Below are 26,996 nucleotides of genomic sequence, written 5' to 3'. Positions count from 1 at the left end.
CGGAGACTTGAATGCTCAGCAACTCACTCATTGAGCTCGATCGGGCCCATCTCATCCATCCGGTCACCTCCTATCGGGGCCACGAGGCAACCGGCGTCAAGGTGCTGAGATCGGCCGAGGGAGCGACGGTGACGGATGCCTCCGGCCACCAGCTCGTCGACGGCTTCGCCGGACTCTGGTGCGTCAATGCCGGCTATGGGCACGAGAGCATCGTTGCGGCCGCTTCGAGGCAGATGCGTGAGCTTCCCTACGCAACGGGCTATTTCAGCCTTGGCTCGGAACCGGCGATTCGGCTTGCGGCGGAATTGGCGCAGCGGGCTCCGGGCGACCTGGACCACGTTTATTTCACCCTCGGCGGTTCGGACGCAGTCGACAGCTCCGTACGCTTCATTCGCTACTACTGGCATGCCCGAGGTGAGCCGCAGCGCGACCAATTCATCTCCATCGAGCAAGGTTATCACGGGTCCTCGACGGTCGGCGCCGGGCTGACTGCACTGTCTACCTTCCATGCCGGCTTTGGCGTGCCGCTCAGCTGGCAGCACAAGATCCCCTCGCACTATGTGTATCGCAATCCTGCCGGACACGATGGGAATGCCATCATCGCGGCCTCGCTGGCGGCGCTCGATGCGAAAATTGCGGAGATCGGAGGCCCGCAACGCGTCGCCGCGTTCTATGCGGAGCCGATCCAGGGATCAGGCGGCGTGCTCGTGCCACCGAAGGGCTGGATGAAGGCAATGCGCGCGCGCTGTCAGGCCTACGGCATCCTCTTCGTGGCGGACGAGGTCATTACCGGGTTCGGCAGAACGGGTCCGCTTTTTGCGTGCAGCGAGGACGAAATCGTGCCGGACATCATGACGGTCGCCAAGGGATTGACCTCAGGCTATGTGCCGATGGGTGCTGTCTTCCTGTCCGATCATGTCTACGGCACGATCGCCGATGCGGCAGGTTCGAGCGCGGTCGGACAAGGATACACCTACTCTGCTCATCCCGTGAGTGCCGCGGTTGCCCTGGAAGTGCTGCGCCTCTACGAAATCGGGCTGCTGGCCAATGGCGTGAAAGCGGGCGCACGCCTGATGGCGGGCCTTCAATCGCTAAAGGATCATCCCCTCGTCGGGGACGTGCGCGGCCGCGGCATGTTGGCCGCCATCGAACTTGTCACCGACAAGAAACAAAAGACCCCGCTTCCGATCGCGGCAGAACCTGCAAGGCGCATCTTTGACCGTGCCTGGAAAAACGGCCTGATCATCCGGGCCTTCCCGACAGGCGTGCTGGGTTATGCCCCGCCACTGTGTTGTTCCGACTCCGATATCGAAGCCATCATCGAGCGCACGGCCAAGACCCTCGACGAAACACTGGCCGATGCCGATGTGCGCGCCGCATTGCAACATTAATAGGCATGCACAAGCGCGCGGCTGACGGCAGGTCTGAAATACTACAAATCGCCGCATCTTCGCAATTTTGTGCCGTCGGCCCCGGTTTTTTCGTCCACCATCGCGGGACTAACCTGCGAGACTTCGAGCGCGGGAAAGAATGCAAGCCAGGTGAGACGCCGCAGCCGGATCGTTTCGACGAGACAGCAGGCATCCGCCGCAATGGCCGGCAGAATAATCTGCCGCTCACCGCAGCATCAGCCACCAGCCAGCGACGAGGGGATTAACATGAGCCACAAGACGACGAACTGGTCCTCTTCAGACGATGCCATGGTCGAGAGCGCCATCCGCAGCGGGGCTTCGCGGCGCGATCTTTTGAAGCTGATGCTGGCGAGCGGCGTGGCGTTGACCGCCGCCAGCGCCATCGTCGGACGCGCGTCCGAGGCGGTAGCCGCGACGCCCGTCAAAGGAGGCGCCTTGAAGGCAGCCGGCTGGTCCTCCTCGACTGCCGACACGCTCGATCCCGCCAAAGCCTCGCTCTCGACCGACTATGTGCGCTGCTGCTCCTTCTACAACCGCCTGACATTTCTCGACAAGGCGGGCGTACCCCAGATGGAGCTCGCCGAGTCGATCGAGACCAGCGATGCGCAGAGCTGGACAATCAAGCTGAAGAAAGGCGTTACCTTCCACAATGGCAAGGACCTTACCGCCGATGACGTCATCTTCTCGCTGAAGCGTCATCAGGACAAGGCAACGGGATCGAAGGTCGCAACGATCGCCGCTCAGATGACGGGATTCAGGGCCGTCGACAAGAATACGCTTGAGGTCACGCTGGCGAGCCCCAACGCAGATCTTCCGACGATCCTGTCCATGCACCACTTCATGATCGTGGCCGACGGCACGACTGATTTCTCGTCCGGTAACGGGACCGGCGCTTTCAAATGCAAGCAGTTCGAGCCCGGCGTGCGCTCGATCGGCGTACGGAATCCCAACTACTTCAAAGAAAGCTCGAATGTCGACTCATTCGAGTTCTTCGCCATCCAGGATGAAAACGCGCGTATCAACGCCCTGCTTTCCGGAGACATTCACCTCGCTGCCGCCATCAATCCTCGTTCGGTGCGTCTGTTCGAGGGCGTGAACGGCTTCACACTATCTACGACCACTTCTGGCACCTACACGGACCTGAACATTCGCATGGACATGGCGCCCGGCAACAACCGGGACTTCGTCGAGGGCATGAAATATCTGGTCAATCGGCAGCAGATTGTGAAGTCTGCGTTGCGCGGCTTCGGCGTCGTCGGCAACGATCAACCGGTGTCGCCAGCCAACTTCTTCCACAACGCGGCCCTCAAACCGAAGCAGTTCGATCCGGAGAAGGCCAAATTCCATTTCCAAAAGGCCGGTGTTCTCGGCCAGTCCATCGAGGTCATCACCTCCGATGCTGCCAATTCGGCGATCGACATGGCCATGATCGTTCAGGCGACTGCCGCGCAGATTGGTTTGAAGCTCGACGTGAAGCGCGTACCCACCGATGGTTACTGGAACAACTACTGGCTGAAGGCGCCAATCCACTTCGGCAACATCAACCCACGTCCGACGCCCGACATTCTGTTCTCCCTGCTCTACAAGTCGGATGCGCCATGGAACGAGAGCCGATACAGCTCGGAAAAGTTCGACAAGATGCTGATCGAGGCTCGTGGGGCGCTCGATCAGGCCAAGCGTCGTGAAATCTACAACGACATGCAGATCATGGTGTCGGAAGAAGCCGGCACCATCATTCCGGCCTATATCTCCAATGTGGACGCCATCACCGACAAGCTGAAAGGACTTGAGCCCAACCCGCTCGGAGGCATGATGGGTTATGCCTTCGCCGAATATATCTGGCTTACCGCCTGATCGGCCTTCGAGGTCTCGGCCTCGGTCCTGATATCGGGACCGAGGACTGACGAAATGCGGGAGCGCGAATGTGAGGAAACAGGTTTCGTCGCTCGTGATAAGGCGGCTGCTCATCGCCTTGATCACACTCGTGATCGTTTCATTTGCGGTTTTCTTTGCCACCGCGCTGTTGCCAGGCGATACGGCCACGATCCTGCTCGGACAGTCGGCGACGCCCGAAGCGATCGAGGGCTTGCGCAACGCGATGCATCTCAACGACCCGGCAATCCTTCGATTCTTGAGATGGATCGGCGGCCTCTTCCGGGGCGATTTCGGAACATCTTATGCCAACAATGTGCCAATCGCCGACTTGATACGCGGACGATTTGCCAACACGATGAAGCTTGCCGGGTTGACCGCCGCAGTCTCGGTGCCCCTCGCCCTGACGCTCGGCATCACCGCCGCGATCTGGCGCGGCACACTCTACGACCGGTTTGTTACGGTCGCCACCATCGGCATCATCTCCGTACCGGAGTTCATGATCGCGACTCTGGCCGTCCTGCTGTTCGCAGTCTATCTCAGATGGCTGCCGGCCTTGTCGCTCACCAACGAGATCAAGTCGTTCCATGACCTGCTGCGGGTCTATGCGATGCCGGTTGTGACGCTCACATTCGGTGTCTCTGCGCAGATGATCCGAATGACCCGCGCCGCCGTAGTCGAGACGTTGAACACACCCTATGTGGAGATGGCGCTCCTAAAGGGGGCCTCACGTTCCAGATTGGTGCTGAAACATGCGCTGCCAAATGCGCTTGGCCCCATCGTCAATTCGGTCGCGCTTTCGCTGTCGTATTTGCTCGGCGGTGTGATCATTGTGGAGACGATCTTCAACTATCCGGGCATAGCAAAGCTGATGGTTGATGCCGTCTCTACCCGCGACCTCCCGCTGATCCAGACATGCGCGATGATCTTCTGTGTTGGTTATCTGTTCTTGATAACGGCGGCCGATATCATCGCCGTCTTGTCCAATCCGAGGCTCCGATGACGAATTCGACTTTGTCCGATCGTCGCGGGATTCGATTGGGCTACCGCGCCAATCTTGTAGGCCTCTCAGCCCTTGGCGTTATCTTTCTCTGGGTTGTCGTGGCGCTTTTCGCTCCGCACATGATCCCGCATTCCGTCGGCGAGATCGTCGATACGGATTATTTCGGGCCGATGAGCCGGGACTTATGGTTCGGCTCCGATTATCTGGGACGGGATATCTTTTCCCGCATCCTGATGGGAGCGCGTTATACGCTTGGCATCTCGCTTGCTGCCGTCTCCATCGCCTGTTTTGCCGGCGTCGCACTCGGCATGACCGCGGCGGTTGCCGGAGGCTGGTTAGACACTTTGCTGAGCCGGTTTCTCGATGCGCTGAACTCGATCCCCAGCAAGCTATTCGGCCTCGTAGTTGTCGCCGCGGTCGGCTCGTCGATCCCGGCGCTGATCGGGACGTTGGCTGTGATCTACATCCCGGGCGCCTACCGCTTCGCCCGCGCCCTCTCGGTCAATGTCAACACGATGGACTTCATGGTGGTGGCCCGTATTCGAGGCGAACGCCTTCCCTATCTCATCGCCTCCGAGATCCTGCCCAACATTCTCGGCCCCGTGCTGGCCGATCTCGGCCTGCGTTTCGTCTTCATTGTGCTTCTGCTCTCCGGTCTGTCTTTTCTCGGACTCGGCGTACAACCACCCTACGCCGACTGGGGCGCGCTTGTGCGCGAGAACATTGGCGGCCTGCCCTTTGGTGCGCCGGCGGTGATCCTTCCTTCGCTGGCCATCGCAAGTCTCACCATCAGCGTCAATCTTCTGATCGACAATCTGCCGACCAGGATCCGCGATCGGAGTGTCGAATGACGCGAAACCTCGTCGAGATCCGTAACCTGAAGGTTGAAGCGACGACCGACTCAGGCAGGCAGATCGAGATCATCAAGGACGTCAGCCTCGATATCGCCGAGGGCGAGATCGTCGCCCTGATCGGCGAGAGCGGCTCAGGCAAGACGACGATTGCCATGACGCTCCTGGGCTACGCCCGGCAGGGCTGCAGAATTACAGGCGGCGAAGTGCGGGTGGATGGCATCGACATGGTCAGCCTTTCGGAGTCGGAACGGTCCCACCTCCGCGGCACGACGGTCGCCTACGTACCGCAGAGCGCTGCCGCCGCGTTCAACCCGGCGATCACGATCATGGATCAAGTCATCGAAGTGGCCCGAATCCATGGGCTCATGACGGCCGGCGAGGCACGAGCGAAAGCCATTTCGCTGTTTAGGGGCCTGTCGCTGCCGGAGCCGGAAACGATTGGCAGCCGCTATCCTCATCAGGTCTCGGGCGGCCAGTTGCAGCGCCTGGCCGCCGCCATGGCCCTGATCGGCCAGCCGAAGATCATCATCTTCGACGAGCCCACCACAGCGCTTGATGTTACCACACAAGTGGAGGTGCTGCGCGCGTTCAAGGCTGTCACAACCCAACATCAGATTGCCGGCGTGTATGTCTCCCACGATCTGGCCGTCGTCGCCCAGATCGCCGACGGGATCGTCGTGCTGAGAAACGGTGAAATCCAAGAAGCGGGCTCGACCAGCAAGATTCTTGAAGATGCCCGCCACCCCTATACGCGCGAGCTCCTGGCGGCGTTCAGGCCGAAGGCACAAGAGCGGCCACCAGAAAGCGAGGAAGCCACAAAGCAGGCGCTGCTTCTGGTGAACGAGCTGACCGTGGGCTACGGCTCTCGTGCGGGCAGCGGAGAACCATTGGTCAGTGCCGTTAAATCGATGAGCCTTAGGCTGGATCGCGGTCGAAATCTGGGCATCATCGGCGAGTCCGGCTGCGGAAAATCGACCCTTGCTCGGGCAATCGCTGGCATCCTGCCAACCCATGCGGGGGACATCATGTTCAACGGCCTGGAATTGGGGAGAGCCGGCCGCAGCCGCACGCGCGACGAACTTCGCCAGATACAGATCGTGTTTCAGCATGCCGACACCGCACTCAATCCTGCGAAATCGGTGGAAGACATTCTGGGGCGACCTCTTACCTTCTACCATGGCATGAAGGGTAAAGCGCGCGATGCGCGCATCGGCGAGCTTCTCGATCTTGTCCGGCTCCCCAAGTCGATACGCCATCGGCGGCCGGGAGAACTTTCAGGCGGTCAGAAGCAGCGAGTGAATTTCGCGCGCGCGCTCGCTGCCGAACCAACCCTTATCCTGTGCGACGAGATCACCTCGGCGCTTGATACCGTGGTAGCGGCCGCGGTGATCCAGCTCTTGAAGGACCTGCAGCGAGAGCTCGGGCTGTCCTACATCTTCATCAGCCATGATCTTTCCGTCGTTCAGGCAATCTGCGACGAAATCATCGTGATGCATCGCGGTCAAAAGGTCGAGGAGATCGCGCCGGCCAGGTTGAAAGCGCCAGAGCACCCCTATAGTCGGCTTCTGTTCTCTTCGGTACCGAAGCTGGACCCGGCCTGGCTCGACACATTGCATCAGGACGCCGAGCAGGTGCGAACCTATTGTCACAACTAAGAGATACCCCGTGCCGGCGGCAATCAAAGCGGAAAGAGGCTGGTCAGCGGCATGTGAGAGCGGACGATGGGCGACTTCAGCACGACGAAACTGAAATACTTGTCGATGCCGATATCCATGTCCGTCAGACGCTCCATGATCGTCTGGTACTCGCCGATATCGGCGGTGACGAATTTGAGCATGTAGTCGTAGCCTCCCGAGACCAGATGGCACTCGATGAGCTGGTCGACCTTCTCGACCGCACTCAGGAAGCGGGCAAAATCGATCTGCCGATGGTTCTTCAACGTCACTTCCGTGAACACGGTGAGGGTCTGGCCCAGCTTGCGCATGTTGATCTGGGCGGAGTAGCCGTCGATATAGCCCTCGGTCTGCAATCTTTTCACGCGCATGAGACATGGGCTGGGCGACAGATTGACCAACTCGGCAAGCTCGACGTTCGTGATGCGCCCGTTCTTCTGGAGCTCGTGGAGGATTTTGATGTCGATCCGATCCAGCTTCATTGACCGTCCTCCGTCGAGTAGCCGCAGCAGAAAATTCGGCGCAGCGCGACCACAATCTTACTTCGACTGCGGTAAGCGTCCATCACTGACGAGCAAGATCCGGACAGAACAGCATTTTATAGCACTGAGAGCATACAGCATAAAATGCTGAGATGTCACGAAATCTGGTGCCGCCCGCTCGACCGCGCGAGCTAGGATGCAGCTGTCCAAGTCCAGGAACGCAGGATGACCGCGCCACTCAGCCACATTGAGACATCGCCGGATCTCCCCGCCAGCGCCGACGCGGTAATCATCGGAGGCGGGATCGTCGGGGTCTTCGCCGCCTACTATCTCGCAATGCGGGGCCTCAGGATCGCACTCGTGGAGAAGGGTCGGATCGGAGCCGAGCAATCCAGCCGAAACTGGGGCTGGTGCCGCCAGCAAAACCGCGATGCCCGAGAGCTGCCGATGGCGACCAAAAGCCTGGACCTGTGGGAGCGGTTTGGCGCTGAAAGCGGCGAGAATACCGGTTTCTCTCGCTGCGGCCTCCTCTATCTGAGCAACGATGAGACCGAACTTGAGGGCTGGGCGCGCTGGCGCGACTTCGCCCGGGGCGTCGGCGTCAACACTCGCATGCTTGATGCGACCGAAGCGACATCCCATGGGACAGCCACCGGGCGGGCCTGGAAGGGCGGCGTCCTCTCGGCGAGCGACGGCATCGCCGATCCCGCCAATGCGGCGCCTGCGGTCGCGCGGGCCATTCTGAAAACTGGAAGCACCGTGCACCAGATCTGCGCGGCGCGTGGATTGGAGACCCAAAGCGGTCGGGTGAGTGGGGTCGTGACCGAGCGCGGCACGATTCGCACGAAGGTCGCCATATTGGCAGGCGGGGCGTGGTCCTCCTCCTTCTGCCACCAGTCCGGCATCCGCCTTCCGCTCGCATCAATCCGGTCGTCGATCCTTTCAGTATCGCAGGGCGCGAAGGGCTTGCCCGATGCAATGCATACCTCCAGCATTTCGGTGACGAAACGCTGCGATGGCGGATATACACTCGCCATCAGCGGCCGAGGGCGGGTCGATCCGACCGCGCAGCAACTGCGCTTCGCCCCGCAATTCCTCCCGATGTTCCTGCGGCGCTGGCGCAGTCTGCTCCCCGGCGGCCTCGAGGGTGTAAGGTCGGGACATGAAACGCTCCGTCGTTGGCGGCTCGACGGCCCGACGCCGATGGAGCGTGTTCGCATTCTGGATCCGGCACCAGATCGAAGCACGATTCAACTCACGCACCGGCGCGCCCTCGAACTTCTACCTGCACTGCGGGACACGAAAATCACGGCTGCATGGGCGGGCTACATCGACTCGACACCCGATGGCGTGCCGGTCATCGGAGAGGTTTCGAGTCTACCCGGCTTGATGTTGGCCGCGGGCTTCAGCGGCCACGGCTTTGGTATCGGTCCAGGCTCCGGCCATCTGGTCGCGGATATCGTGACCGGGGCGGCGCCCATCGTCGATCCGAAGCCCTACCGGCCAGGTCGCTTCGCTGGCTTCGCTGTCGGAGACGTTTCCGAATTTTGAATGTTACAACGCAGTGTCTCGTATCGCCCGCGGCAATGAACCCGTAGCGCGTTGATATCCCGCCAGCGGTTTTCGACGCCGCAAGCAGTTCGGGCGCGCTATCCACGCCGTATTGCTCTGTACTCGTAATTCCTATCCTTCACGAGCGCGGTCTATTCCGCCCCAAGCATGAGGGGGCAACATTGAGCGATCATCTCGGCCTGCAGCGGTCAATGATGCATCTGTCGAGATCTGCGATGCAGTTGGTCGCGTCCGCTTTTGCGCCGGCATCAACCGTCGTCGAACGCGATCCGTAGGTAGTCACCGTAGCTGCACACGGGTCTTTCATTCCTCGATTGAAAAAGCCCCTTCAAGACAATGGCTTAAGCCGGGGCGTATTGAGGAGCGGTGATCCGTCGCAAACGGAAACCGCTCAAGGATTGCAGTGCGGACATGACGGCCAGTGAGTCCGCTTTGCGCCAAAACCTGCCGGTGTGCCAAGCCGGGCTTTAAGCGCTCGACTCTTTTGTACGATCGAGCGCGCTGCGATACTCCATGAGTGAAGACGCAATGGATTTCGGACTTCTGCTGCGATAAGCCAAGCTCACCACATCGATCAGAACTCTCAACGCGAAGGAGGCGAGAACAACTCGAACAAACTGCGCCACAGTGCGCTATGCTAGCCGGCCGCACTACCCACTCAATCATTTCGGACGACGTTTCGCCCTTGATTTGCAATCACAAATCTTCAAGTTTGACGGACAACTCCCGACGGGATGTCCGCCGCAATCTTTCGGTCTTGAATTCACAGAAAAATTCGAGCCATTCGCAATGCTGGCGAATCCACTACCTATTGGAGTCAATCGACTGATCAGCGCTACCCGCGTAGCCAAAGATTGCCATGCCCGCACTGGTGCGCCGTGGCTTCAAATACCGTCAGAGACGAGGAACGCGCTGGTCCATTCGTTCAATGCGCCTCGCATTCACTTGCCACTGCGCGCCAGCCATACTGGGCCGCTTTGCGCCAAGAGCTGCCGGCCCTGGGGCTTCGACCAGGGTGCCTCGTCCAATAGAGTGGCCTGCGAGTGGGTCTTAAGGCGCGCGGCCGAATGCGCGACGCCACTCCCAACGGCCTTCGCCCCTACAAAGATCTCAGAAGAAGGAGTCTAGCGTTCAACTTGGCGTCTTCGGAAGCCAGCGCAACTCGAATCCGCATGATCTTTTCGTTCTCCCAACATGCGCCTCGACATCGTCGCCATTCCTATGCGAGTTACAACAACCACTTCGACGAACGTCTGGCTAGACAGCCTTTGTGAGCGCCCCATCGATGATGAGGTTGGTGCCCGAGATGCGGCTCGCGACCGGGCTCGCCAGGAAAACGACGCCGGCCGCAACTTCCTGCGGCGTGCCCATGCGTCCGGTCGGGTTGAGCGACATCGCCGTCTTGTAGAGATCCGGCATGCCGCGCTCGATGTTCTGCCAGATGCCGCCTTCGAAATAGGTGTTGCCCGGCGACACCGCGTTAACGCGGATGCCCTTGGCGATCAGCTGGTTGCTCAGGCCCTTGGCATAGTGGATCAGGGCCGCCTTGAAGGCGCCGTACGAGCCGGCGGCGAAATCGACCTCGAAGCCCGACACGCTCGAGACGATGATGATCGAAGCCGATTTCGACTTCTCCAGATAAGGCACCGCGGCCGCGACTGAATTGACGGTGTGCATCATGTCGGTACGAAATGATTTCTCCCATGTCTCCGGCGTGTCGCCGACCGCCAGCGCGCTGACGTTGCAGACGATGGTATCGATGCCGCCGAGCTCAGCGGCGGCTCCGTCGATCCAGCCCTTCAACGCGACCGGATCGGCGACATCGATCGCCCTGCCCCACGATTTGACTCCTTTCGCCGCGAGCCTCTTCACGACGTTGCCAACCTCGTCGGCTTGGCGCGCGCAGATCGCGACGTTGGCGCCCTCGGCCGCGAACAGCTCTGCGATTGCAAGCCCGATGCCCTTGCTGCCGCCGGTTACGAGCGCTCTCTTTCCCTGCAATCCGAGATCCATGGTCGCCTCCGTTGCTGGTGCGGCGGCCTGCTCGCATGCCGGCAGGCCGCCTCGGTCCGGTTACATCTTCTTCCAGTCGCCGGCGCCCTCGAATGCGGCGGCGGCGCGATAGATCGTCGGCTCGTCAAAATACTTGCCGATCAACATCAGCCCGATCGGAAGACCGTTGCTCAGGCCGCAGGGAAGGCTCATCGCCGGATGTCCGCTGGCGTTGAACGGCGCAGTATTGGGAACCATCTCGAACGCGCGCTGAATGTAGAGCTCGCGCGGCGCATCCGCCGGGGGTATCGGCGTCGCCTTCATCGGCAGGGTCGGCATCAGCAACAGATCGTATTTGGCCAAAGCCTCGTCATAGGCTGCGCGCAGCTTGCGGTTCAAATTCTGCGCCTTGGCGTAGAAGTGCCCGCGATAGTGCTTGGTGAAATATTGGCCGAGCAGCATCGTGATCTTGAGGCTGTCGGACAGTTCGTCCGCGCGATGCTTCCAGGCGGAGTGGGCGTCAAGCAGCGTGGTGTTGTAGAGACCGCGCCAGTTCGTTCCCATGCCGTTGCCCTTCATCATGAACTCGGTGGCGCCTTCGGCGGCGATCGGCAGCCAGATCGCCGGCGCGGCGAGGTGCATCGGGACCGAGACGTCCTCGACAGTGGCGCCGAGCTTGCGGAACAGGTCGGCACCAGCCTTGACCTTCGCGTCGACGTCCGGCTCCGAGCTCGGATGACCAAATCCTTCTCTCACGACGCCGATACGCAATCCTCGGACGCCGCCGTCGATCTCGTCACTGTACTTTCCGACCTTGAGCGCGCCCTGCCTCGGATCAAGTCCGTCGGGTCCTGCCAGCACCTCCAGCAGCAGCGCGTTGTCGCGCACATTGGCCGTCATCGGGCCGGTGTGGTCGATCGTGAGCTCGATCGGCATCACGCCCGTATAGGGCACAAGGCCATAAGTCGCCTTCATGCCGTAGATGCCGCTGAAAGCGGCCGGAATGCGGATCGAGCCGCCCTGATCGCCACCGATCGCCATATCGGCCTCACCGGTCGCCACCACCACCGCGCTGCCTGAGGACGAACCACCGGCGGAGTATCCCATCTTGTGCGGATTGTGTACGGGACCCGCCGCACAGGTGTGGCTGCCGCCGGAGAAGCAGAAATATTCGCAATGCACCTTGCCGACGATGGTGCCGCCGGCGTCGAGCATGCGGGTGACAATCGTGGCATCCGTATCGGGGATATAGCCCTCCAGTGTCGATGCGCCGTTCATCATCGGGACGCCGGCGAGGGAGATGTTGTCCTTGAGCGCGATCTTCTTGCCGGCAAGCTTGCCGTTCGGGGCGCCCTTGATCTCGGTCTTGACGTACCAGGCGTTGAACTTGTTTTCCTCGCCCTCGGGACGATAGCCGGGCGTGCGCGGATACTTCACTGCCGGCACATAGTCCGGCATGGCATCGACCGCATCGTAGGCGGCGTAGTTCGCCTGCATCAGCGCGTCGTAGGATTTGAGCTCTGCATCGCCCATATGCATGCCGAGATCCTCGGCGACGCTGCGCAGCTGATCGAGTGTAGGTCTCCTGACGGCCATGGCTTGGGTCTCCCTCTGATCATGCCCGCGTGCGGCGGGCCTACGTTGCGATACCGACGAATTCTCCGACGAGGCTTGCGTCGCCGAGCTCGCCCGGCGCCACTTCCCGGGTAATCGCGCCCTTCTGGATAATCAGGATCCGCTGCGACAGCGAAGCAATGAAGTCCAGATTCTGCTCGACCAGGATCATGGTGAGCCCGCTCCTGGCCCGGAGCCGCTGCAGGGTGTCGGCGATCTCGTCGATGATCGAGGGCTGGATGCCTTCCGTCGGCTCGTCGAGCAGGATCAGCCGCGGGTCGCCGCAAAGGCAGCGCGCGATCGCCAGCAATTGCTGCTCGCCGCCCGACAGCGCGCCGCCGGGGCGATCGAGCAACGGCTTCAGGCGGGGAAACTCCTCCAGCACGGTTGCGATGATGTCGCCTTCCACGCCGTCCTGCGTGCTGCAGCCCATGCGCAGATTCTCGTAGACGGTGAGCCCGGGGAATATCTCGCGGCCCTGTGGCACGTAGCCGAGGCCGAGCCGCGCGCGCCGGTAGGGCTCGATCGCCGTGACATCGTCATGGCCGAACATCACACGGCCGCTGGTCGCCGGCAAAAACCCCATCAGCGCCTTCAGCAGCGTGGTCTTGCCCATGCCGTTGTGGCCGAGGATGCCGATGAATTCGCCCTCATTGACGGAGAAGCTCACCCCGTTGAGGATCGGAATCCGGCCGTACCCCGTTCGCAATCCCTGTACATCGAGCATCATGCGGCCGCCTGTTTGCCCAGGTAGACGTCGCGCACCTGCGGATTGCGCATGATGTTGTCCACGGTGTCCTCGACCAGCACGCTCCCCTGGTTGAAGACGGTGACCTGCTTAGCGATCATGCGGATGAACTGCATGTCGTGCTCGACGACGATCAGCGCCTTGGTACGGTTGATCTCGCGCACCAATTCAGCCGTCTTGTTGACCTCCTCATGGGTCATGCCGGCGGCGGGCTCGTCGAGCAGGATCAATTCAGGATCGGTCGCCAGCACGAGCCCGAGCTCGACCCATTGCCGCTGTCCGTGGGCCAGCTGCCCCACCAGGCGATCGGCGGCTTCCGTCAGGCCGACCCGCGTCAGCATCTCGTCGACGACGCGCCTCGTCTTGTCGCCGGCATGAAGGCGGTTTGCCGCCAGCCAGATATTTTCACGCACCGAAAGACCATCGAAGACGCTCGGCACCTGGGTCTTGATGCCGATGCCGAGCCGAGCGATGTCGTGGGCATGCGCGTGCGAAATGTCCTTGCCGCGGAACAGCACCTGGCCATGGGTCGGCTCCAGTTGCCCGGTCAGCATCTTGAAGAATGTGCTCTTGCCCGCCCCGTTGGGACCGATCAGGCAACGCAGCTCGCCTTCGGCCAGCGAGAAATTGACATGGCGCACGGCGCGAACGCCGCCGAAATGCATGCTGAGATCCTGGGTCTGAAGCAGCGGTGCGGCCATCAGCCCTCCTCCGCCCGTTTGGGCTGGAGCCGCTTGGCTCCCTTGCCACGCGAGGCGAGCAGCGACTGGCCGATATCGCCAAGCGTCGGCACCAGCCCCTTGGGCACCAGAAGCACGAAGGCAATCAGGATGATGCCGAAGATCAACGGTGCATTGGCGAAGATCTTGGCCCACAGGTCCGAGCCGCCGCTCGGTTGGTTGGCGCCGAGCGCGGTGGTGAGCCATTGAATGCCGATGCAGCCGACGATCGGCCCAATCAGCGTGCCGCGCCCGCCGACGATGACCCAGATGATGATTTGCGCGGACTGGGCGAGACCGAAGATCGTGGGACTGACGAAGTTGCCCCAATTGGCGAACAGGCAGCCGGCAAATCCGGCCAGCGCACCACCGATGGTGAATGTCGCAAGCTTGTAGGCGCGCGGATCATAGCCGAGCAGCTCGGCGCGCCGTTCGTTTTCCCGGATGCCGACGATGATGCGGCCGAACCGGCTCGCCAGCAGCAGGCGCAATCCAAAATAGGTCGCGAGCAGTGCGGCAGTCGCCAGATAGAACATGCCTTCGAGATCGATCGGCGCAGCCTTGTTGCCCGGGAAATTCAGCGGCGGGATGCCGGGAATGCCGTTGAAGCCGCCGAGCCGTGCCGAGCCGATATGGAATTCCGGTCCCGCCGTCGAGTTGATGGAATTGAACAGGATCAGCGTCACCGTCAGCGTAATGACGCCGAGATACACGTCGCTGATGCGACCGTAGAACATGAAATAGCCGAGCAGCGCCGCAAAGGCCGCCGGCACGATGACGGCGAGCAGAAGCGGGACCGTGCTCTCGCCGATGTTGAACATCGCGATTGCGTAGGTATACGCGCCGAGCCCAAAGAACGCCGACTGGCCGAAACAAAGGATGCCGCCATAGCCCCAGACCAGAGCGAGGCTCAGCGCCAGGATCGCCATGATCATGTAGACCGTGAGCTCAAGCACGACGTCGAGCTCGACGACGCGCGGCACCAGCACAAGGAACGCAACTCCGACCACGCCGACGAGGCCGAGGCCGACAAGATTGAGCGAGCGGGCGTTCACAGCCCTCTCCGGAAGAAGCGGCCGGTGATGCCTTGCGGCAGCAGGCGGATCAGGATGATTGCGGCCGCGAGCAACGCGACTTCACCGAACACCGGCGTGGTGACGAAGGTCGCGATCTGGTTGATGGTCCCGAACAGCGCCGATGCCGACACCGTGCCGCTGAGGATGGCGGCGCCGCCGCCGATCACCGTGATGAAGGATTTGGCGACATAGGCGACCCCAATGGTGGGAAAGACGCCGGAGACCGGCGCCAGCACCGCGCCAGCGAGCCCCGATAGCGCGGCGCCGGCGCCGAACGTGACGGCATAGACGCGCGGCGGATTGACGCCCAGCGCTGCCGCCATGTTGGCGTTCTGCATCGTTCCGCGCGCGATCAGGCCGAGCCGCGTCCAGCGTATAAGTGCGAAGATCGCAGCGAGCACCACGGCCGCGACCGCGATCACGAACAGCGTGTAGACGCTGGTACGGTAGGCGCCGATCTGGAAGCTGCCGAGCGGCGCCGAGATGCCGACCGTGGTATTGCCGAAGATCGCCGTGGTCAGCCCGACCAGGAACAGGCTGAGACCCCAGGTCGCCAGCATGGTGTCGATCATGCGGCCATAGAGAAAGCGGATGATGGTCCGCTCGACGATGACGCCGATGAGGCCGACCACGATGGGCGCCACCACCAGCATCGCGATCCAGATGCTGATGCCGTGGCTGGTGGCGACGATGGCCGCATAGCCGCCGAGCATCAGGAACTCACCATGCGCGAGGTTGATGACGCGCATCATGCCGAAGATGATCGCCAGCCCGACGCTGATCAGCGCCAGGCTGGCGATCGCATACAGGACCTGGATGGCCAGGAGAGCGACGAGATCCACTTTCACCTTTCCCAAGGAAGAATTGAGGGTCGGCCCGCTTTCAAATCTTGATCACATATTGCTGGTTGTCGGTCGGGTTCTTGATGAGATCGCAGACCGCGGCGGTATCGGCCGGCTTCTGCTGGGCGAAATCCTCCAGCACCTTGAGCTTCTTGTCGGCGACCTCGGCGATGTGGACGTCGAGCACGCAATGATGCGTCGGCGGATCGATCGTGACCTTGCCGGACGGCGCGTCGATGCTGATGCCGGTTTCGAGGGCTTCGATGACCTTCATCCGGTCGATACTCCCGGCCTTCTTCACCGCTTCGGCCCACAGCCGGAACCCCTGATAGGTTCCCATCGCGAGCTCGGTGATGTTGGGATAGTCGGCGCCGAAGCGCTTGAGGAAGCTTGCGACGAACTTCTCGTTGACCGGGTTCTTCAGGTCCTGGAAATAATTGTAGCAGATCAGCATGCCGTTGCATTCATCGGGGGACAGCACGATGTGCTCGTTGCCGACCGCAAAAGTGGTCGACGCCATTGGAATGCTCTTGCGCATGCCGGCGGCCGCCCATTGGCGATAGAACGAGATGTGCGCGCCGCCGACCAGCGCCGACCAGACGAAATCCGGCTTGGCTGCCTGGATCTTGGAGATGGTCGGGCCGAAATTGGTGACGTCGAGCGGGAAGAAGTCGATCGCGGGAACCTCGCCGCCGTTCTCGATGACGTATTTCTTCACCCATTGCGAGGTGATCTGGCCGTAATTGTAGTCGGCCGCGATCACGTAAACCTTCTTGCCCCATTTCTTCATGGCATAGGGCACCAGCTTCTCCACCGTCTGCGCCGGAGTGACACCGGTGTCGAACTGATTGCGATCGCAGACGCCGCCTTCATACTGGGTGTTGTAGAAATAGAGCGTCTTGAACTTGTCGAGCACGGGCCGGATCACCTCGCGCGAGGCCGAGGTGATGCCGCCATGGACGACCGCGACCTTGTCCTTCAGGGCCGCCTGCTGCGCGAACTGGGTGTAGAGCTGCATGTTCGACTGGGTGTCGTAGTTGATCAGCTTGAGCGGTCGGCCCAAGAGACCACCCGCCGCATTGGCCTCCTCGATGGCAAGGGTCATCGCGTCGACCATCGGCTTGCCGTAGATGTCGAGGCCGCCGGAGAGATCGTGAATGCTGGCGACGTTGATCGGCTCTTCCGCAACGGCGCTGGAGGAAAACATCCCGGCGGCAGCGGTGGCCGCCGTACCCTGCATGAACGTTCTGCGATTGACCCTCATAGCACTAGTCCTCCTCGCGGTTGCCGATGTTTCATGAAGTCAGGTATTTCTTCAGAATTGACGCGCCCATCGTGTATTTCGGGTCGACCATGTTGCCGAGCCGCATCCGCCCGGCCTGGCTGAGCAGCATGTAGGCGTCGATCTCGTCGAAGCCGTAATCGGCGCTCATCCAGCGAACCAGCTCGCGATACGCGATGCGCGCCGCATCCTCGAGCGGCCGGGCGCTGCCGATCGTCATGATAAATTCCCTGGTCTCGAGCCGCGGCCACGCAAAGCTCCAGTCCTTGATGACGTCGATCTGCATCGTCACGGTCGCGCGCTGCTCGATCGCGACGCCCGACAATTCGCCGTCACCCTGGGCGGCATGGCAGTCGCCGACATAGAGAAAGCCGCCCTTGACATGCACGGGGAAGTACAGGATCGCGCCCGGCGCGACGTCCGGCAGGTCCATGTTGCCGCCGTGATAGTCCGGCTGCAGCGACGAGATCGCCTCGATCTCGGGCGATATGCCGATGGTGCCAATGAACGGCTGGTACGGCAGCGTGATCTTGTCGCTCCAGCGCACGCCGTCCTTGTCGACATGCATGACCCTCACCCGCTCCGGCAACGGCGGATTGAGCAATGCGGTCGACGCGGTTCCGACAAGGCCGCCGAATTCCGGAATGATGCAGGTCTTGCCGGCCGGCTGCGCGCCGCGGGTCTCCACGGCAAGAATATGCACAGCCAGACAATCGCCCTTCCCGATGCCGTTGACGGCAATCGGGCCGCATTGCGGGTTGAGGAAGGGAAACTTCAGCTTTGCGGTCGGACTGTCCTTCTCGCTGGTGATGACGCCGCCAAAGGCGTCTTCGGTCTCGACGGCGACGACGTCGCCGGGATCGATGGTGAGAACCGGCTTTGTGTAAGGACCGTAGACGTAATGGAAAGGACCCTGCTTTTCGATCGTGAGCTCGTGGCGTCGTCCCGCGTGGCCCTTTGCGAGGCCGCGCTTTGCCATGATCGAGCTCTTCAGCCAGGTTTCGTCGGTCATTGCGAAATCCTCGGCGGCAATCGACAATGCAAGCACGCCGACGCCGGATTTGCCTTGTTCAGTTCGATTTCCAGTCTCCGGCGGCCTCGATCGCCCGCGCCAGCCGTATCAGCGTCGCCTCCTCGAAGTGGCGCCCGACCAGCATCAGGCCGACCGGCAAACCATTGACGCGGCCGCATGGCACGGTGAAGGCAGGATGCCCGGAAACGTCGAACGAGCAGGTGTTGGCCTGCATGTTGAGCGCGACGTCGATCACGGTGTTGAGCGGCGCATCGGGCGGCGGGATCGGCGTCGCGGTAAATGGAATCGTCGGCATCACCAGCGCGTCGAATTTCTGCAGCGCGTCATCGTAGGCCCGACGCAGCAAGAGCCGGAGATTTTGCGCCTTTGAATGATAGCGCCCGTGATAGTAGCGATGCATGTATTCGCCGAGCATCAGCACCAGCTTCACCGTCGGCGACACGTCGTTGATCCGCGTCCCCATGCCGCGCGCAAGCGCCTCCTGCATCGAGACCGGATAGTAGCCCTGGACGTTGTTGCCGACGCCGTAGCCTTTCAGCATCATCTCGGCGGCGCCCTCCAGGATGACGCCGCTCCAGACGTGCGGTCCATCGAGATGCCATGGCACGGAGACGTCCTCACTTGCGATGCCTGCTTTGCCCAGCGCCGCAATGGTTTGCTGGACTTTCTCGTTGACCGCGGGATCGCTCTCGGGATGCCCAAACCCTTCGCGCAATACGCCGATGCGCAATCCCTTCGCCGGATTGCCGAGCGCCGCCATATAGTCGCCGGTGCGCGCGGCAATGGTCCGGGTGTCCCAGCCGTCGTGACCGGCGATGACCGTCAGCAGGCGTGCGACGTCTTCGACCGAAGCGCACATCGGGCCGCAATGATCGACCGAATAGCTGATCGGCATCGAGCCGGTGGTCGGCACCAGGCCCCAGGTCGGCTTCAGACCGTAGACGCCGCACCAGCTCGACGGCGTCCTGATCGAGCCGCCCTGGTCGCCGCCGAGCGCCATCGGGACCTCACCCGATGCCACCAGCGCGGCACTGCCGCCGGAGGAACCGCCGGCGCTGTGAGCCGGATTGTGCGGATTGCGGATCACGCCGCCGGCGCAAGTATGGCTCGCGCCTGAAAAGCAGAGATCCTCGCACGCTGCCTTGCCGGCGATGGTGCCACCGGCGTCGAGGATCCGCGTCACGACGGTGGCGTCAAGTTCGGGGACGTAGCCTTCGAGCAGCGCCGAGCCGTTCATCATGGGCACGCCGGCGACGCAGATATTGTCCTTGATCGCGATCTTCTTGCCGTTCAACACCCCTTCTGCGCCGGTGCGGATGTTCGTTTTCCAGTACCAGGCGCCGTAAGGATTTTCGGACGCCACAGGCCGATAGCCCGGCGAGCGAGGCGCGACCGGCGCCAGCGTCGGCGGCACCAGCTCGTCCAGGCGGCCGTAGGACGTCAACGGCCCCTTGAAAGCCTGCTGAAATGCAGCGATCTCATCGGTGGTGAGGACGAGACCAAAGTCGGCGCCGAGACCCTCGATCTGCTCCAGCGTCGGAAGGCGAACTGCCATGCTCCACCCTTCATGTCGGGGAGACAAAACGAAAAAAGCCACCCGCGGCCCGAGAAGGCCCCGAATGGCAACAATGCCGATGCTATCAATGGTCGCGTAGGTTACGGTGCAGATCGAAACTTGGAAGTCGTCACTCAGACGTCATCGGCTGTGCGAGAACTCTTTCGCCATGCACGCGCTCACGTAGCCGTTATTGTGTCTTAGCGCCGCCAGCCTTGTCAATGCGACGTCAGCACCTTTTTTATGCTGGCCGCATCAATGGCGTGCAGTGCGGATTGACGATGCAAGGAAGCAAGGCCTAGTTTCCTGCGACGAGACTGTTGCCGCACAGCATCTGGGTTTCTTCGTGAGCAAGCCGTCCATCCCTCTCGGCCTCGTGTTCTCCCAGTCGGGACCCTACACCATGATGGCCGGCGAAATGCGCAAGAGCGCGTTGATGGCGGTCGACGAAATCAACCAGAGCGACGCGTTCGACTTCACGTTCACAGCTCACCTCCGCGATCCCGGCGGGGTCGTCGCCGAATATCACACCGCCTGCGCCGATCTCATTCGCGAGGAGCACGTCGGTCATATCGTCGGCTGCTACACTTCGGCCTCACGCAAGCAGGTCATTCCGATCGTCGAACGGACCGAGCGGCTGCTCTGGCATCCCGCGCGCTACGAAGGGTTCGAAAGCAGCGACCACGTCATCTATGTCGGCGCCGCACCCAACCAGCATGTCGTGCCGCTGGTGCGTCACATGCTCGACCACATCTCCGCCGACGTATTCTGCATCGGGTCCAATTATATCTGGACCTGGGAAATGAACCGCGTCATCCGCGAAATCGTGACCAGCGCCAGCGGCCGTATCCTTGCCGAACGCCTGCTCGAACTCGGTGAGACCGCGGTGGACCACATCGTCACGGAGGTCATCGACCGAAGACCCCCGGTCGTGTTCAATACGCTGGTCGGCGAATCCAGCTACGCGTTCATGCGCGCCCTCCATGCGGCGGCGACGCGTGCCGGCCTCTCGATCCCGATGCTGAGCTGCAGCCTGTGCGAGCCTGAGCTCAAGCTGATCGGATCGGCGGCCTCGGTCGGGTGCATCACCTCATCCGCTTATTTCGAGAGCATCGAGGGTGCCGAAAATCGCAGCTTTGTGGCGCGATGGAAGGCGCGCCATGGCGAGGACAGCAGCCTCTCGGTCGACGGACAGTCCACTTATGTGTGCGTCATGCTGCTTGCCCGCGCCATCCGCCGCGCGGGTTCGGCGGAGGTTGGCGCCGTGCGGCGCGCCGCGGCAAATCATCGCTACGATTCCCCGCAGGGTCCGGTTTGGGTCGATCCCGAGAACAATCACTGCTTCCTTACGCCGCGGCTGGCACGCTCCATGCCTGGATGTCAGTTCAGCATCTTCTGGGAAGCGGATGCCCCTGAACGTCCTGATCCCTATCTTTCGAACCTCGACCTGAGCGCGATTGGCAGGAGGTCGGGAAAGAGAAATGATGCAGCAGCGAAACGCTCGAACCATTTGCGTATCGTGAAATGACCAGACCATCCCCCTTTTCCGTCCGTGGCCGTCGCGCTCTCATGGTGATGAGGGATGAGCGCGAAATCCCGATTGTACGCCGCCAGCTCAGTCGCCTCGGCATGACGATTTCCGAGCATGATCCGGCCGAGCCGCCGCGTGACCAGTCTTCCGACGTCATCCTGTTGGATGCAGACTGCATTCCCATCAAGTCCGACCATGCCATCTTGTGGAAAGGCAGCATCCCGATTATTGCGCTGATCGGAACTGAAACGCCCAGTCGATTGAAGTGGCTGCTGGACCTGCGACCCGCGTCATTTCTCGTCAAGCCGCTCCGTTCTGCAGGGCTCTACACCGCACTTGTGGTCGCGTTCGATTCAGCGCAACAAAGATTGGAGCAAGCCGCGCACATCGAAAAGCTGGAGGATCGCATCCGGTCCCGGCGGGTCGTGTTCGCCGCCGTCCTGCAGATCATGCGCGGTCACGACATGTCAGAAAAGGACGCGTTCGCGCTCATTCGGCAGACGGCAATGCGGCATCGCACGACGATCGAGGTCTTGAGCGCGGAGATCGTGGCGGCCGGCGGAATGCCGAACCGGACTACACGAACGGCATAGCAATTGGAGCCGCGCGGGATCGCTGCCGCTAATGCTGCAACTCCGCCAGGTCAGCTGCCCAAATCCGCTGCCTCCAGAGTCCGCTTGATCTACTATAGTGCACGTCCCCATGAGGGTTGTTTTGAAGCTGCGCAGAGCACTGCGCGGAGCCGGACTGCCGCAAATTCCGGCGGGAGCGGCAATTCGGCTTTCGGCCGCTTTGCGCCAAAACCTGTCGGTGCTCCCAGCCAGACTTTAAACGCCCGATCCATTTGTACGATCGAGCGCGCCGCGATACTCCATCAGTTAAGACGTAATGGATTTCGGACCTCTGCTGGGATAGGTCAAGCTCACTACTTCGGTCAGAAACTCAACGCAAAAGAGGCGAAAACAACTCGACCAAACTACTCTAAGCCGCGCGATGCCAGCCGCCCCCCTACTCCCACTCAATCATTTATGAAGATGTTTCCGCGTTGATTTCCAAGCACAAATTCTCAAAGCTGGCGGCCACATCCAGACGGTATACCCGCCCTAAGTTTTTGGTCGAGCTTGGTCGAACTCCTTGATCACCCATTTCCGCCGGGTGACGCACACCGCTCCGGCTATCCTCGGCTTGATCTAGATCAAGGTTCGATCTGGGCAGCGCTCGACTCTCGGCGAGCAGTCAGAATGACAACTGTACATGCCAAGGATGACGCTGATGCGCTGGGGGCATGTATCAGTACCTTCCCAACCGGGACACCGTGACGCAGAAAGTGGCGACCGTTGCACATTTACAACCCGCGTCGACATCCGAGACATTAGGCTGCGCGGTCGAGACCGAAATATATGTCGATTTTTGTTTCAGTATGATCAACGGGGGCGAAAGATGTTTGATGTCTATCGCAACGATAAGCGCGACTTGCTCGTCCTAAGCGCGGGCTCAACGATACCCGCGCTTGGCTCCAGGCATAAGTGGCGCAGGAGCAGAAAGAGGGTTTGCAAAGTCAGCGACGAGATCAGGTCAGCCGTTCAGAGAGAAGGCTATTACGTGCGCAGCTTGCGCGTTACCGAGAAGGGATTGATCTAGGTCAAGTCGATCGACAAGTTAGGGCATCGATTCCGTGGGGCCCAGCGCCAAGTTCGCGCGCGTGCCATCGGCATCACCGGGGGCATGGGCAAGCTCGGCTATGGCGTCAACGAGTCCGGCTCCGACGCGTGCCTCGATCACCGCAATTCGCGGCCTCTAGTGCCGCGCTCATAGCCGGCGCAAGGGCTGCGATTGCCGGTATGCAAATCGCTGTCTTCGGCCTACGTGATTCACTCCACAACCTCGTATTCGAACGCCACACCCTCCGGGTCGTTTCTCCTCAAACCACCGTTCCGCCGTATCAGCCGTGGCGAAGACTTTGATGTGCTCTGCATCGCCAACCTGTTTGCCAGTGTTGACGTGAAGGAGGACGGTCATAGTTCCACCTTTGTTGCTCGATCGCTTCGTTGCCTGCCATGCGGTCGCCTCTGCTGAGCGAGCGGAATTAGCCCAACCGAAGATCGTATCTGCGCTTCAGCCGGTCACTGGTCGTCTTGGCCGCGTGGTGGATACGATCAAGATCGGCCCCTTCCTTCGCGACGACATGGAGTGTCCAATTTATGCCGGCAGACCGACCAAAGTCGCACTCGAGCTCGACGGGGATAACCAATTCGGCACCAGGAAAGCTTCGAATTTCCTGAAGAGCAATGAGTTCAAGCTCAGTCCTCGAGACCAATTCTTTTGCCAACGAAGTCGCTCCAGGTCTGGCAAGATGCGATCGCGAGACCTCACTTGCCAACCGGATTGACGAGCGGACGTTCCTTGGATCTCGCGCTCCATCGCCGGATGGCTTCGGTTCTTCACCGTGATCCAGTGTTTCTGTCGGGCCGCGCGGTAGGACCGATCTTGGTGCTTGGAGGCGGATCTTCATGGCCCATACGGCACGCTGCGCGGAATAGATCCGGACCAAACGAGATCAATCAGCTCTCGACGTGCTTCACCGTCGAGATCGGCTATTTGCCCTCATGTCCTTTGATCGAGATGCGAAGCCCGTGAAGATCGTCGGCGAAGACGTGATCGATCGTACCGGCCTGCCGCCGGTCAAGACGACGCCTTCCCGACCTTAGCCCGGTTCGTCCGTCCTGCAGCGCGCCCGGCTTTGCAACTGGAGCACAGACCAAGGGCCTTATCGGACCAGCAAGGCTGCGATGGCGCCGGCGAAGCCCACCACCAGGATGCCAGCAGCCGTTACTGTGATCAGGTCAATTGACCAGTTGTGGCCGATCAAGTCGAAGTGCCTGGAGCGACTTTCGTCCCGGTATGAATGAAGGTGCATGGCAACCTCCTACGCGTTGGGCGTTACCCCAACCGCGCCCCTCCGTCGCGCCAGCGCTTGCGCGGCGTGGGGCGCGGAGGTCGATGCTCGCTTTCTCTGGCCGCTAGGACGCTGGCACTGTCGGCGCGGGCCCCGTCGGGCACTGGCATCATTGGCTCCGGTCGCTAGGGCGCTGGTGGCGCGAGAGCCGCTTCGATCAACCCAGCCTTAGAATGATCCCTTGCAAGCGGATCGGCAAGGTCGGACTCTCTTTCAGCGCCCCCCGCCCAACATGGTTAATAGTTGGTTACCGCCCGGTTCTGAGTTGGCGCGTGCGGGTCACGCGGCGTGTGGTCCCGTAAGTAAAATGAGTCTCTCAGGCTGCACCGGACCCTATTTGGGTCGAACCCCATCCCACCCGATTTCAAATGCTAAAGGAGGCGGTACTGCCAGGCTCACAGCGGGGTGAGTTCGCCCGTGCCGCGCCCCCGAGCGGTAGCACCCGGTGAGCCATTGTAGTCGCAATCGATCAAGCTACCGCCGCCAATCTGCCATCGGCATGCGGGTTTGCGCACAGCAGACGCTTGCGAATGGCCTCTTCAACGAGCGCGAGCGCTTCCTTGGCTTGTCGCGTTTCGGCTTCGGCAACTTCGGCACGAAGCTCCGCGGCCGTCAACTTGTCCTTCTGTGCTTCAATACAGGACTGGGCTTGTTCCAGCGCTCGGCACGCATGTTGCAACTTACGTTCGGCAGCGACGATCAGTTCACGTTGTGCCTGCTCGGCGGCCTCCGCTCGCGTTTCCGCAAGCCGCAATCTTTCCAGGGCACTCGTGCAAAGCGACTGGGCACGGGCTTCGGTCTCGCGGGCGCGCTCCTCCATACCGCGGAAGACATCGGCCGCTTGATATACCAGATCGAGGGCTGTTGCTCCCTTGTCTGGTGCCAGCGGTGAGGGGAAGCTCAGGACGTCCTTATCCCCACCAACCGGCGCTCTGGAACTACGCTGCGCCATGCAGTTCAAGCTCGTCGAGAACACATACACACCAGCAGCATCATGACTAAGCTATGGTTAACAGATGGTTAAGCAGCTGCATGCCGGGAGGAGTCGCGACGGCGCAATATTCCTTCGCAAGTATCTAGGTGAGAGACTCAGGGAATAAGCGCGGCTGACAGTGCTCCCGTTGGCAGCGATACAAACTGATTCTTCCCAAGCCGCGATGAGCAGAGCTCGCAAGATCGAATTAACTCATGCTGTTCGACACCTCGCGAGCCTGGTTCAGGTCCACGCTGCCGCGACAGCCGGTAAACCAAGCCAAAGTAGGCGCGAGCAGCGCGCGTGCATCATCAAGTCGTCCGACATCCCGCCAAACTTGTGCCAGGCTCGTCGCGGTCCGTAGTTCGAACAGCCGCGCGCTCTGCCGTCGCGCAATTGCCAGTCCTTGCTGAAACAGCGCCTCGACCTCCGCGAGCGGTGCGCCTTGGGACAGTCTCGCGCAGGCTCGTACCCGAAACCCTTCAGCCTCGCTGTAGTGCTGCCCAGTCGCGTTGGCCTCTGTCGCTGCTTGATCCAACAACGTGACGGCCTCGCCGCCCCTCTGGTTATGCAACAGGATTTCGGCTTCGCTGATCAGGAAATAGGGACTCCAGATCCTGGTCTGCATTCTATCGCGGATATCCGCGCTGCGATGCAGTCGGGCCAAGCCAGTATCCAATGCGCCTGTTTTGGCCGAGGCCCAGCCAAGAAGCGCTTCCGTGAAACATTCCCAGTAGGAAACATGATGGCTATCCATGATCTCAACGAGCTCTTCAGCTAGCGAGAAAACGGTGGCAGGATCCTGATCAACCATTGCTTTCATCGCGCAATGATAGATTACATAGCAGCTTGTAAGATGGTGGCTGCTCTCGCGGGCCTCACGCAAACTGCGCGCACATAGTTCCTCTGCCTCGTCTAGAAGCCCGAGTTGTTGCGCGGCGATCGAATATTGCGCCAGGGTCGTTGGACGCGGAATCGTCAGATAGTTGCCGAGCGTCGTCGCCGTGCCTGCGCGCTCAAATTGATCTATCACTGCGAGGAACCGCTCGCGCGCCATGACCAGCTCGCCGCTAGCGAGCGCTATCATTGCATTTATTCGAACTCCTTGCGCTGCCGACGTTGCATCTCCGGCATTGTGCGCCAACTCGAGAAAATTCTGAACGTAGGCATCGGTACGCGCAAAGTCGCACCGTACCAAAGCTCCGCCGGCCCGACCCCACAGGATGCGCAACAGTTGCCGCGTTTCTGTCAAGCCCTGGCCGAGTTCAAGCAACCGGGCGTAGTTCTGCTCGACCTCCGTCCCCGAATAGCCATGGGTCGCATATAGCGGCTCAATGAGTGCAACCCGCAGTTCGAACTCCCGGCGTTGCCGCGGCGATTCATCCGGAAGCTCCGTCAGCAGCCTCAAAGCCCGATTGAACTGGCTGACCGCTTCAACGTTGTTGTACCGCTCTGCTGACCGGCAAGCAGCCCGATTCCACCAATCAATCGCTTGCGAGATTAGTCCCGCTTCAGCGAAATGATGGGCTAATAGTTCCGGCTGCACGTCGGCTATCTGCGTAAACCTGCTCTGCAACGCCTCGGCAATGTGCTTGTGTAGCGTCTGGCGACGACTGATCAGCAAGGTCGAATAGGCCGCCTCCTGCACGAGGCTGTGCTTGAAGGTGTAGGTCGCCTGCGGCGGACTTCCTCGCGCGCCGATCAGGCCTGCCGCCACAAGCAGCGCCAAAGCGGCCGCAAGTTCTTTGGGCTTGGATGGTACCACTGCAGCCAACAATTCAAACGAGAACTCTCGGCCAATGACCGC

The 26,996-nt window shown here is 61.1% G+C and carries 22 protein-coding genes; 9 read left to right on the top strand and 13 right to left on the bottom strand.

What is annotated here, in order from left to right; translation table 11 throughout:
• Positions 1-11: 11 nt before the first annotated feature.
• The 5 genes from QQL28_RS26560 to QQL28_RS26540 all read left to right on the top strand — a co-directional run bounded on the left by QQL28_RS26560 (position 12) and on the right by QQL28_RS26540 (position 6,796).
• Positions 12-1,391, top strand: coding sequence for an aspartate aminotransferase family protein (locus tag QQL28_RS26560; protein WP_284270229.1), 1,380 nt, complete (start codon positions 12-14; stop codon positions 1,389-1,391).
• Positions 1,392-1,658: 267 nt separating this feature from the next.
• A complete protein-coding gene (locus tag QQL28_RS26555; protein ID WP_284270227.1) occupies positions 1,659-3,266 on the top strand; it encodes an ABC transporter substrate-binding protein in 1,608 nt (535 codons plus the stop codon).
• A 70-nt stretch (positions 3,267-3,336) separates the two neighbouring features.
• Positions 3,337-4,287: an ABC transporter permease gene (locus tag QQL28_RS26550; protein WP_284270224.1), complete on the top strand. Its 951-nt coding sequence runs from the start codon at positions 3,337-3,339 to the stop codon at positions 4,285-4,287.
• Complete coding sequence (locus QQL28_RS26545; protein WP_284270428.1) at positions 4,284-5,138, top strand: ABC transporter permease; 855 nt, start codon at positions 4,284-4,286, stop codon at positions 5,136-5,138. The genes QQL28_RS26550 and QQL28_RS26545 overlap by 4 nt, the downstream gene beginning before the upstream one ends.
• Positions 5,135-6,796 carry an ABC transporter ATP-binding protein gene (locus QQL28_RS26540; RefSeq protein ID WP_284270222.1) on the top strand — a complete coding sequence of 554 codons (1,662 nt, stop codon included), beginning with the start codon at positions 5,135-5,137 and terminating at the stop codon, positions 6,794-6,796. Before QQL28_RS26545 ends, QQL28_RS26540 begins: the two co-directional genes overlap by 4 nt.
• A 23-nt stretch (positions 6,797-6,819) precedes the next feature.
• Here the strand turns inward: QQL28_RS26540 and QQL28_RS26535 are convergent, their stop codons facing one another.
• On the bottom strand, positions 6,820-7,296 hold the full coding sequence (locus tag QQL28_RS26535; RefSeq protein WP_284270220.1) for an Lrp/AsnC family transcriptional regulator: 477 nt from the start codon (positions 7,294-7,296) through the stop codon (positions 6,820-6,822).
• Positions 7,297-7,521: 225 nt separating this feature from the next.
• Here QQL28_RS26535 and QQL28_RS26530 point away from each other — a divergent pair, with 225 nt between their 5' ends.
• Complete coding sequence (locus QQL28_RS26530; protein WP_284270219.1) at positions 7,522-8,847, top strand: NAD(P)/FAD-dependent oxidoreductase; 1,326 nt, start codon at positions 7,522-7,524, stop codon at positions 8,845-8,847.
• Positions 8,848-10,125: 1,278 nt separating this feature from the next.
• Here QQL28_RS26530 and QQL28_RS26525 read toward each other — a convergent pair.
• The 9 genes from QQL28_RS26525 to QQL28_RS26485 are packed head-to-tail and all read right to left on the bottom strand — an operon-like array spanning position 10,126 to position 19,729.
• Complete coding sequence (locus tag QQL28_RS26525) at positions 10,126-10,881, bottom strand: SDR family NAD(P)-dependent oxidoreductase (RefSeq protein WP_284270217.1); 756 nt, start codon at positions 10,879-10,881, stop codon at positions 10,126-10,128.
• A 60-nt stretch (positions 10,882-10,941) separates the two neighbouring features.
• On the bottom strand, positions 10,942-12,456 hold the full coding sequence (locus QQL28_RS26520) for an amidase (RefSeq protein WP_284270215.1): 1,515 nt from the start codon (positions 12,454-12,456) through the stop codon (positions 10,942-10,944).
• A 40-nt stretch (positions 12,457-12,496) separates the two neighbouring features.
• Positions 12,497-13,204 carry an ABC transporter ATP-binding protein gene (locus QQL28_RS26515; protein WP_284270214.1) on the bottom strand — a complete coding sequence of 236 codons (708 nt, stop codon included), beginning with the start codon at positions 13,202-13,204 and terminating at the stop codon, positions 12,497-12,499.
• Entirely contained in the window at positions 13,201-13,923 is a 723-nt protein-coding gene (locus QQL28_RS26510) for an ATP-binding cassette domain-containing protein (protein ID WP_284270212.1), read from the bottom strand. Before QQL28_RS26510 ends, QQL28_RS26515 begins: the two co-directional genes overlap by 4 nt.
• Positions 13,923-14,996 carry an ABC transporter permease subunit gene (locus QQL28_RS26505; RefSeq protein ID WP_284270210.1) on the bottom strand — a complete coding sequence of 358 codons (1,074 nt, stop codon included), beginning with the start codon at positions 14,994-14,996 and terminating at the stop codon, positions 13,923-13,925. Before QQL28_RS26505 ends, QQL28_RS26510 begins: the two co-directional genes overlap by 1 nt.
• Positions 14,993-15,859, bottom strand: coding sequence for a branched-chain amino acid ABC transporter permease (locus tag QQL28_RS26500; protein WP_284270208.1), 867 nt, complete (start codon positions 15,857-15,859; stop codon positions 14,993-14,995). The genes QQL28_RS26505 and QQL28_RS26500 overlap by 4 nt, the downstream gene beginning before the upstream one ends.
• Before the next feature lie 40 nt (positions 15,860-15,899).
• Positions 15,900-17,123: an urea ABC transporter substrate-binding protein gene (locus QQL28_RS26495; RefSeq protein ID WP_284270206.1), complete on the bottom strand. Its 1,224-nt coding sequence runs from the start codon at positions 17,121-17,123 to the stop codon at positions 15,900-15,902.
• Between the two features lie 31 nt (positions 17,124-17,154).
• On the bottom strand, positions 17,155-18,153 hold the full coding sequence (locus tag QQL28_RS26490) for an acetamidase/formamidase family protein (RefSeq protein WP_284270204.1): 999 nt from the start codon (positions 18,151-18,153) through the stop codon (positions 17,155-17,157).
• 58 nt (positions 18,154-18,211) lie between these two features.
• Complete coding sequence (locus QQL28_RS26485; protein ID WP_284270202.1) at positions 18,212-19,729, bottom strand: amidase; 1,518 nt, start codon at positions 19,727-19,729, stop codon at positions 18,212-18,214.
• A gap of 346 nt (positions 19,730-20,075) precedes the next feature.
• Here QQL28_RS26485 and QQL28_RS26480 point away from each other — a divergent pair, with 346 nt between their 5' ends.
• The 3 genes from QQL28_RS26480 (at position 20,076) to QQL28_RS26470 (ending at position 22,901) form a co-directional block, all read left to right on the top strand.
• Positions 20,076-21,257 carry a transporter substrate-binding domain-containing protein gene (locus QQL28_RS26480; protein WP_284270200.1) on the top strand — a complete coding sequence of 394 codons (1,182 nt, stop codon included), beginning with the start codon at positions 20,076-20,078 and terminating at the stop codon, positions 21,255-21,257.
• 41 nt (positions 21,258-21,298) lie between these two features.
• Positions 21,299-21,853 carry an ANTAR domain-containing response regulator gene (locus QQL28_RS26475; RefSeq protein ID WP_284270198.1) on the top strand — a complete coding sequence of 185 codons (555 nt, stop codon included), beginning with the start codon at positions 21,299-21,301 and terminating at the stop codon, positions 21,851-21,853.
• 847 nt (positions 21,854-22,700) lie between these two features.
• The gene (locus QQL28_RS26470; RefSeq protein WP_284270196.1) at positions 22,701-22,901 is read left to right on the top strand and encodes a hypothetical protein; all 201 of its coding nucleotides are present in this window, start codon (positions 22,701-22,703) and stop codon (positions 22,899-22,901) included.
• Positions 22,902-24,027: 1,126 nt separating this feature from the next.
• On the opposite strand, the gene QQL28_RS26465 is transcribed toward QQL28_RS26470, so the two are convergent.
• The 3 genes from QQL28_RS26465 to QQL28_RS26455 form a co-directional block, all read right to left on the bottom strand.
• Positions 24,028-24,177 carry a hypothetical protein gene (locus QQL28_RS26465; protein WP_284270194.1) on the bottom strand — a complete coding sequence of 50 codons (150 nt, stop codon included), beginning with the start codon at positions 24,175-24,177 and terminating at the stop codon, positions 24,028-24,030.
• Between the two features lie 508 nt (positions 24,178-24,685).
• On the bottom strand, positions 24,686-25,168 hold the full coding sequence (locus QQL28_RS26460; RefSeq protein WP_284270192.1) for a hypothetical protein: 483 nt from the start codon (positions 25,166-25,168) through the stop codon (positions 24,686-24,688).
• 229 nt (positions 25,169-25,397) lie between these two features.
• A partial coding sequence (locus QQL28_RS26455; protein ID WP_488798570.1) for an ATP-binding protein occupies positions 25,398-26,996 on the bottom strand: 1,599 nt, incomplete at its 5' end.

The organism is Bradyrhizobium iriomotense, assembly GCF_030160715.1.
Lineage (GTDB): Bacteria > Pseudomonadota > Alphaproteobacteria > Rhizobiales > Xanthobacteraceae > Bradyrhizobium > Bradyrhizobium iriomotense.
Note: the sequence above shows the minus strand (reverse complement) of the source record. Positions and strands in the feature narration are given on the sequence as shown.

What these genes read in the sequence shown, in the direction of transcription:
- QQL28_RS26535 (WP_284270220.1), bottom strand. Translation starts at nt 7,296, where the DNA reads ATGAAGCTGGATCGGATCGACATCAAAATCCTCCACGAGCTCCAGAAG.
- QQL28_RS26555 (WP_284270227.1), top strand. Translation starts at nt 1,659, where the DNA reads ATGAGCCACAAGACGACGAACTGGTCCTCTTCAGACGATGCCATGGTC.
- QQL28_RS26495 (WP_284270206.1), bottom strand. Translation starts at nt 17,123, where the DNA reads ATGAGGGTCAATCGCAGAACGTTCATGCAGGGTACGGCGGCCACCGCT.
- QQL28_RS26490 (WP_284270204.1), bottom strand. Translation starts at nt 18,153, where the DNA reads ATGACCGACGAAACCTGGCTGAAGAGCTCGATCATGGCAAAGCGCGGC.
- QQL28_RS26465 (WP_284270194.1), bottom strand. Translation starts at nt 24,177, where the DNA reads ATGCACCTTCATTCATACCGGGACGAAAGTCGCTCCAGGCACTTCGAC.
- QQL28_RS26515 (WP_284270214.1), bottom strand. Translation starts at nt 13,204, where the DNA reads ATGATGCTCGATGTACAGGGATTGCGAACGGGGTACGGCCGGATTCCG.
- QQL28_RS26560 (WP_284270229.1), top strand. Translation starts at nt 12, where the DNA reads ATGCTCAGCAACTCACTCATTGAGCTCGATCGGGCCCATCTCATCCAT.
- QQL28_RS26470 (WP_284270196.1), top strand. Translation starts at nt 22,701, where the DNA reads ATGTTTGATGTCTATCGCAACGATAAGCGCGACTTGCTCGTCCTAAGC.
- QQL28_RS26485 (WP_284270202.1), bottom strand. Translation starts at nt 19,729, where the DNA reads ATGGCAGTTCGCCTTCCGACGCTGGAGCAGATCGAGGGTCTCGGCGCC.
- QQL28_RS26525 (WP_284270217.1), bottom strand. Translation starts at nt 10,881, where the DNA reads ATGGATCTCGGATTGCAGGGAAAGAGAGCGCTCGTAACCGGCGGCAGC.
- QQL28_RS26540 (WP_284270222.1), top strand. Translation starts at nt 5,135, where the DNA reads ATGACGCGAAACCTCGTCGAGATCCGTAACCTGAAGGTTGAAGCGACG.
- QQL28_RS26510 (WP_284270212.1), bottom strand. Translation starts at nt 13,923, where the DNA reads ATGGCCGCACCGCTGCTTCAGACCCAGGATCTCAGCATGCATTTCGGC.
- QQL28_RS26460 (WP_284270192.1), bottom strand. Translation starts at nt 25,168, where the DNA reads ATGGCGCAGCGTAGTTCCAGAGCGCCGGTTGGTGGGGATAAGGACGTC.
- QQL28_RS26530 (WP_284270219.1), top strand. Translation starts at nt 7,522, where the DNA reads ATGACCGCGCCACTCAGCCACATTGAGACATCGCCGGATCTCCCCGCC.
- QQL28_RS26545 (WP_284270428.1), top strand. Translation starts at nt 4,284, where the DNA reads ATGACGAATTCGACTTTGTCCGATCGTCGCGGGATTCGATTGGGCTAC.
- QQL28_RS26520 (WP_284270215.1), bottom strand. Translation starts at nt 12,456, where the DNA reads ATGGCCGTCAGGAGACCTACACTCGATCAGCTGCGCAGCGTCGCCGAG.
- QQL28_RS26475 (WP_284270198.1), top strand. Translation starts at nt 21,299, where the DNA reads ATGGTGATGAGGGATGAGCGCGAAATCCCGATTGTACGCCGCCAGCTC.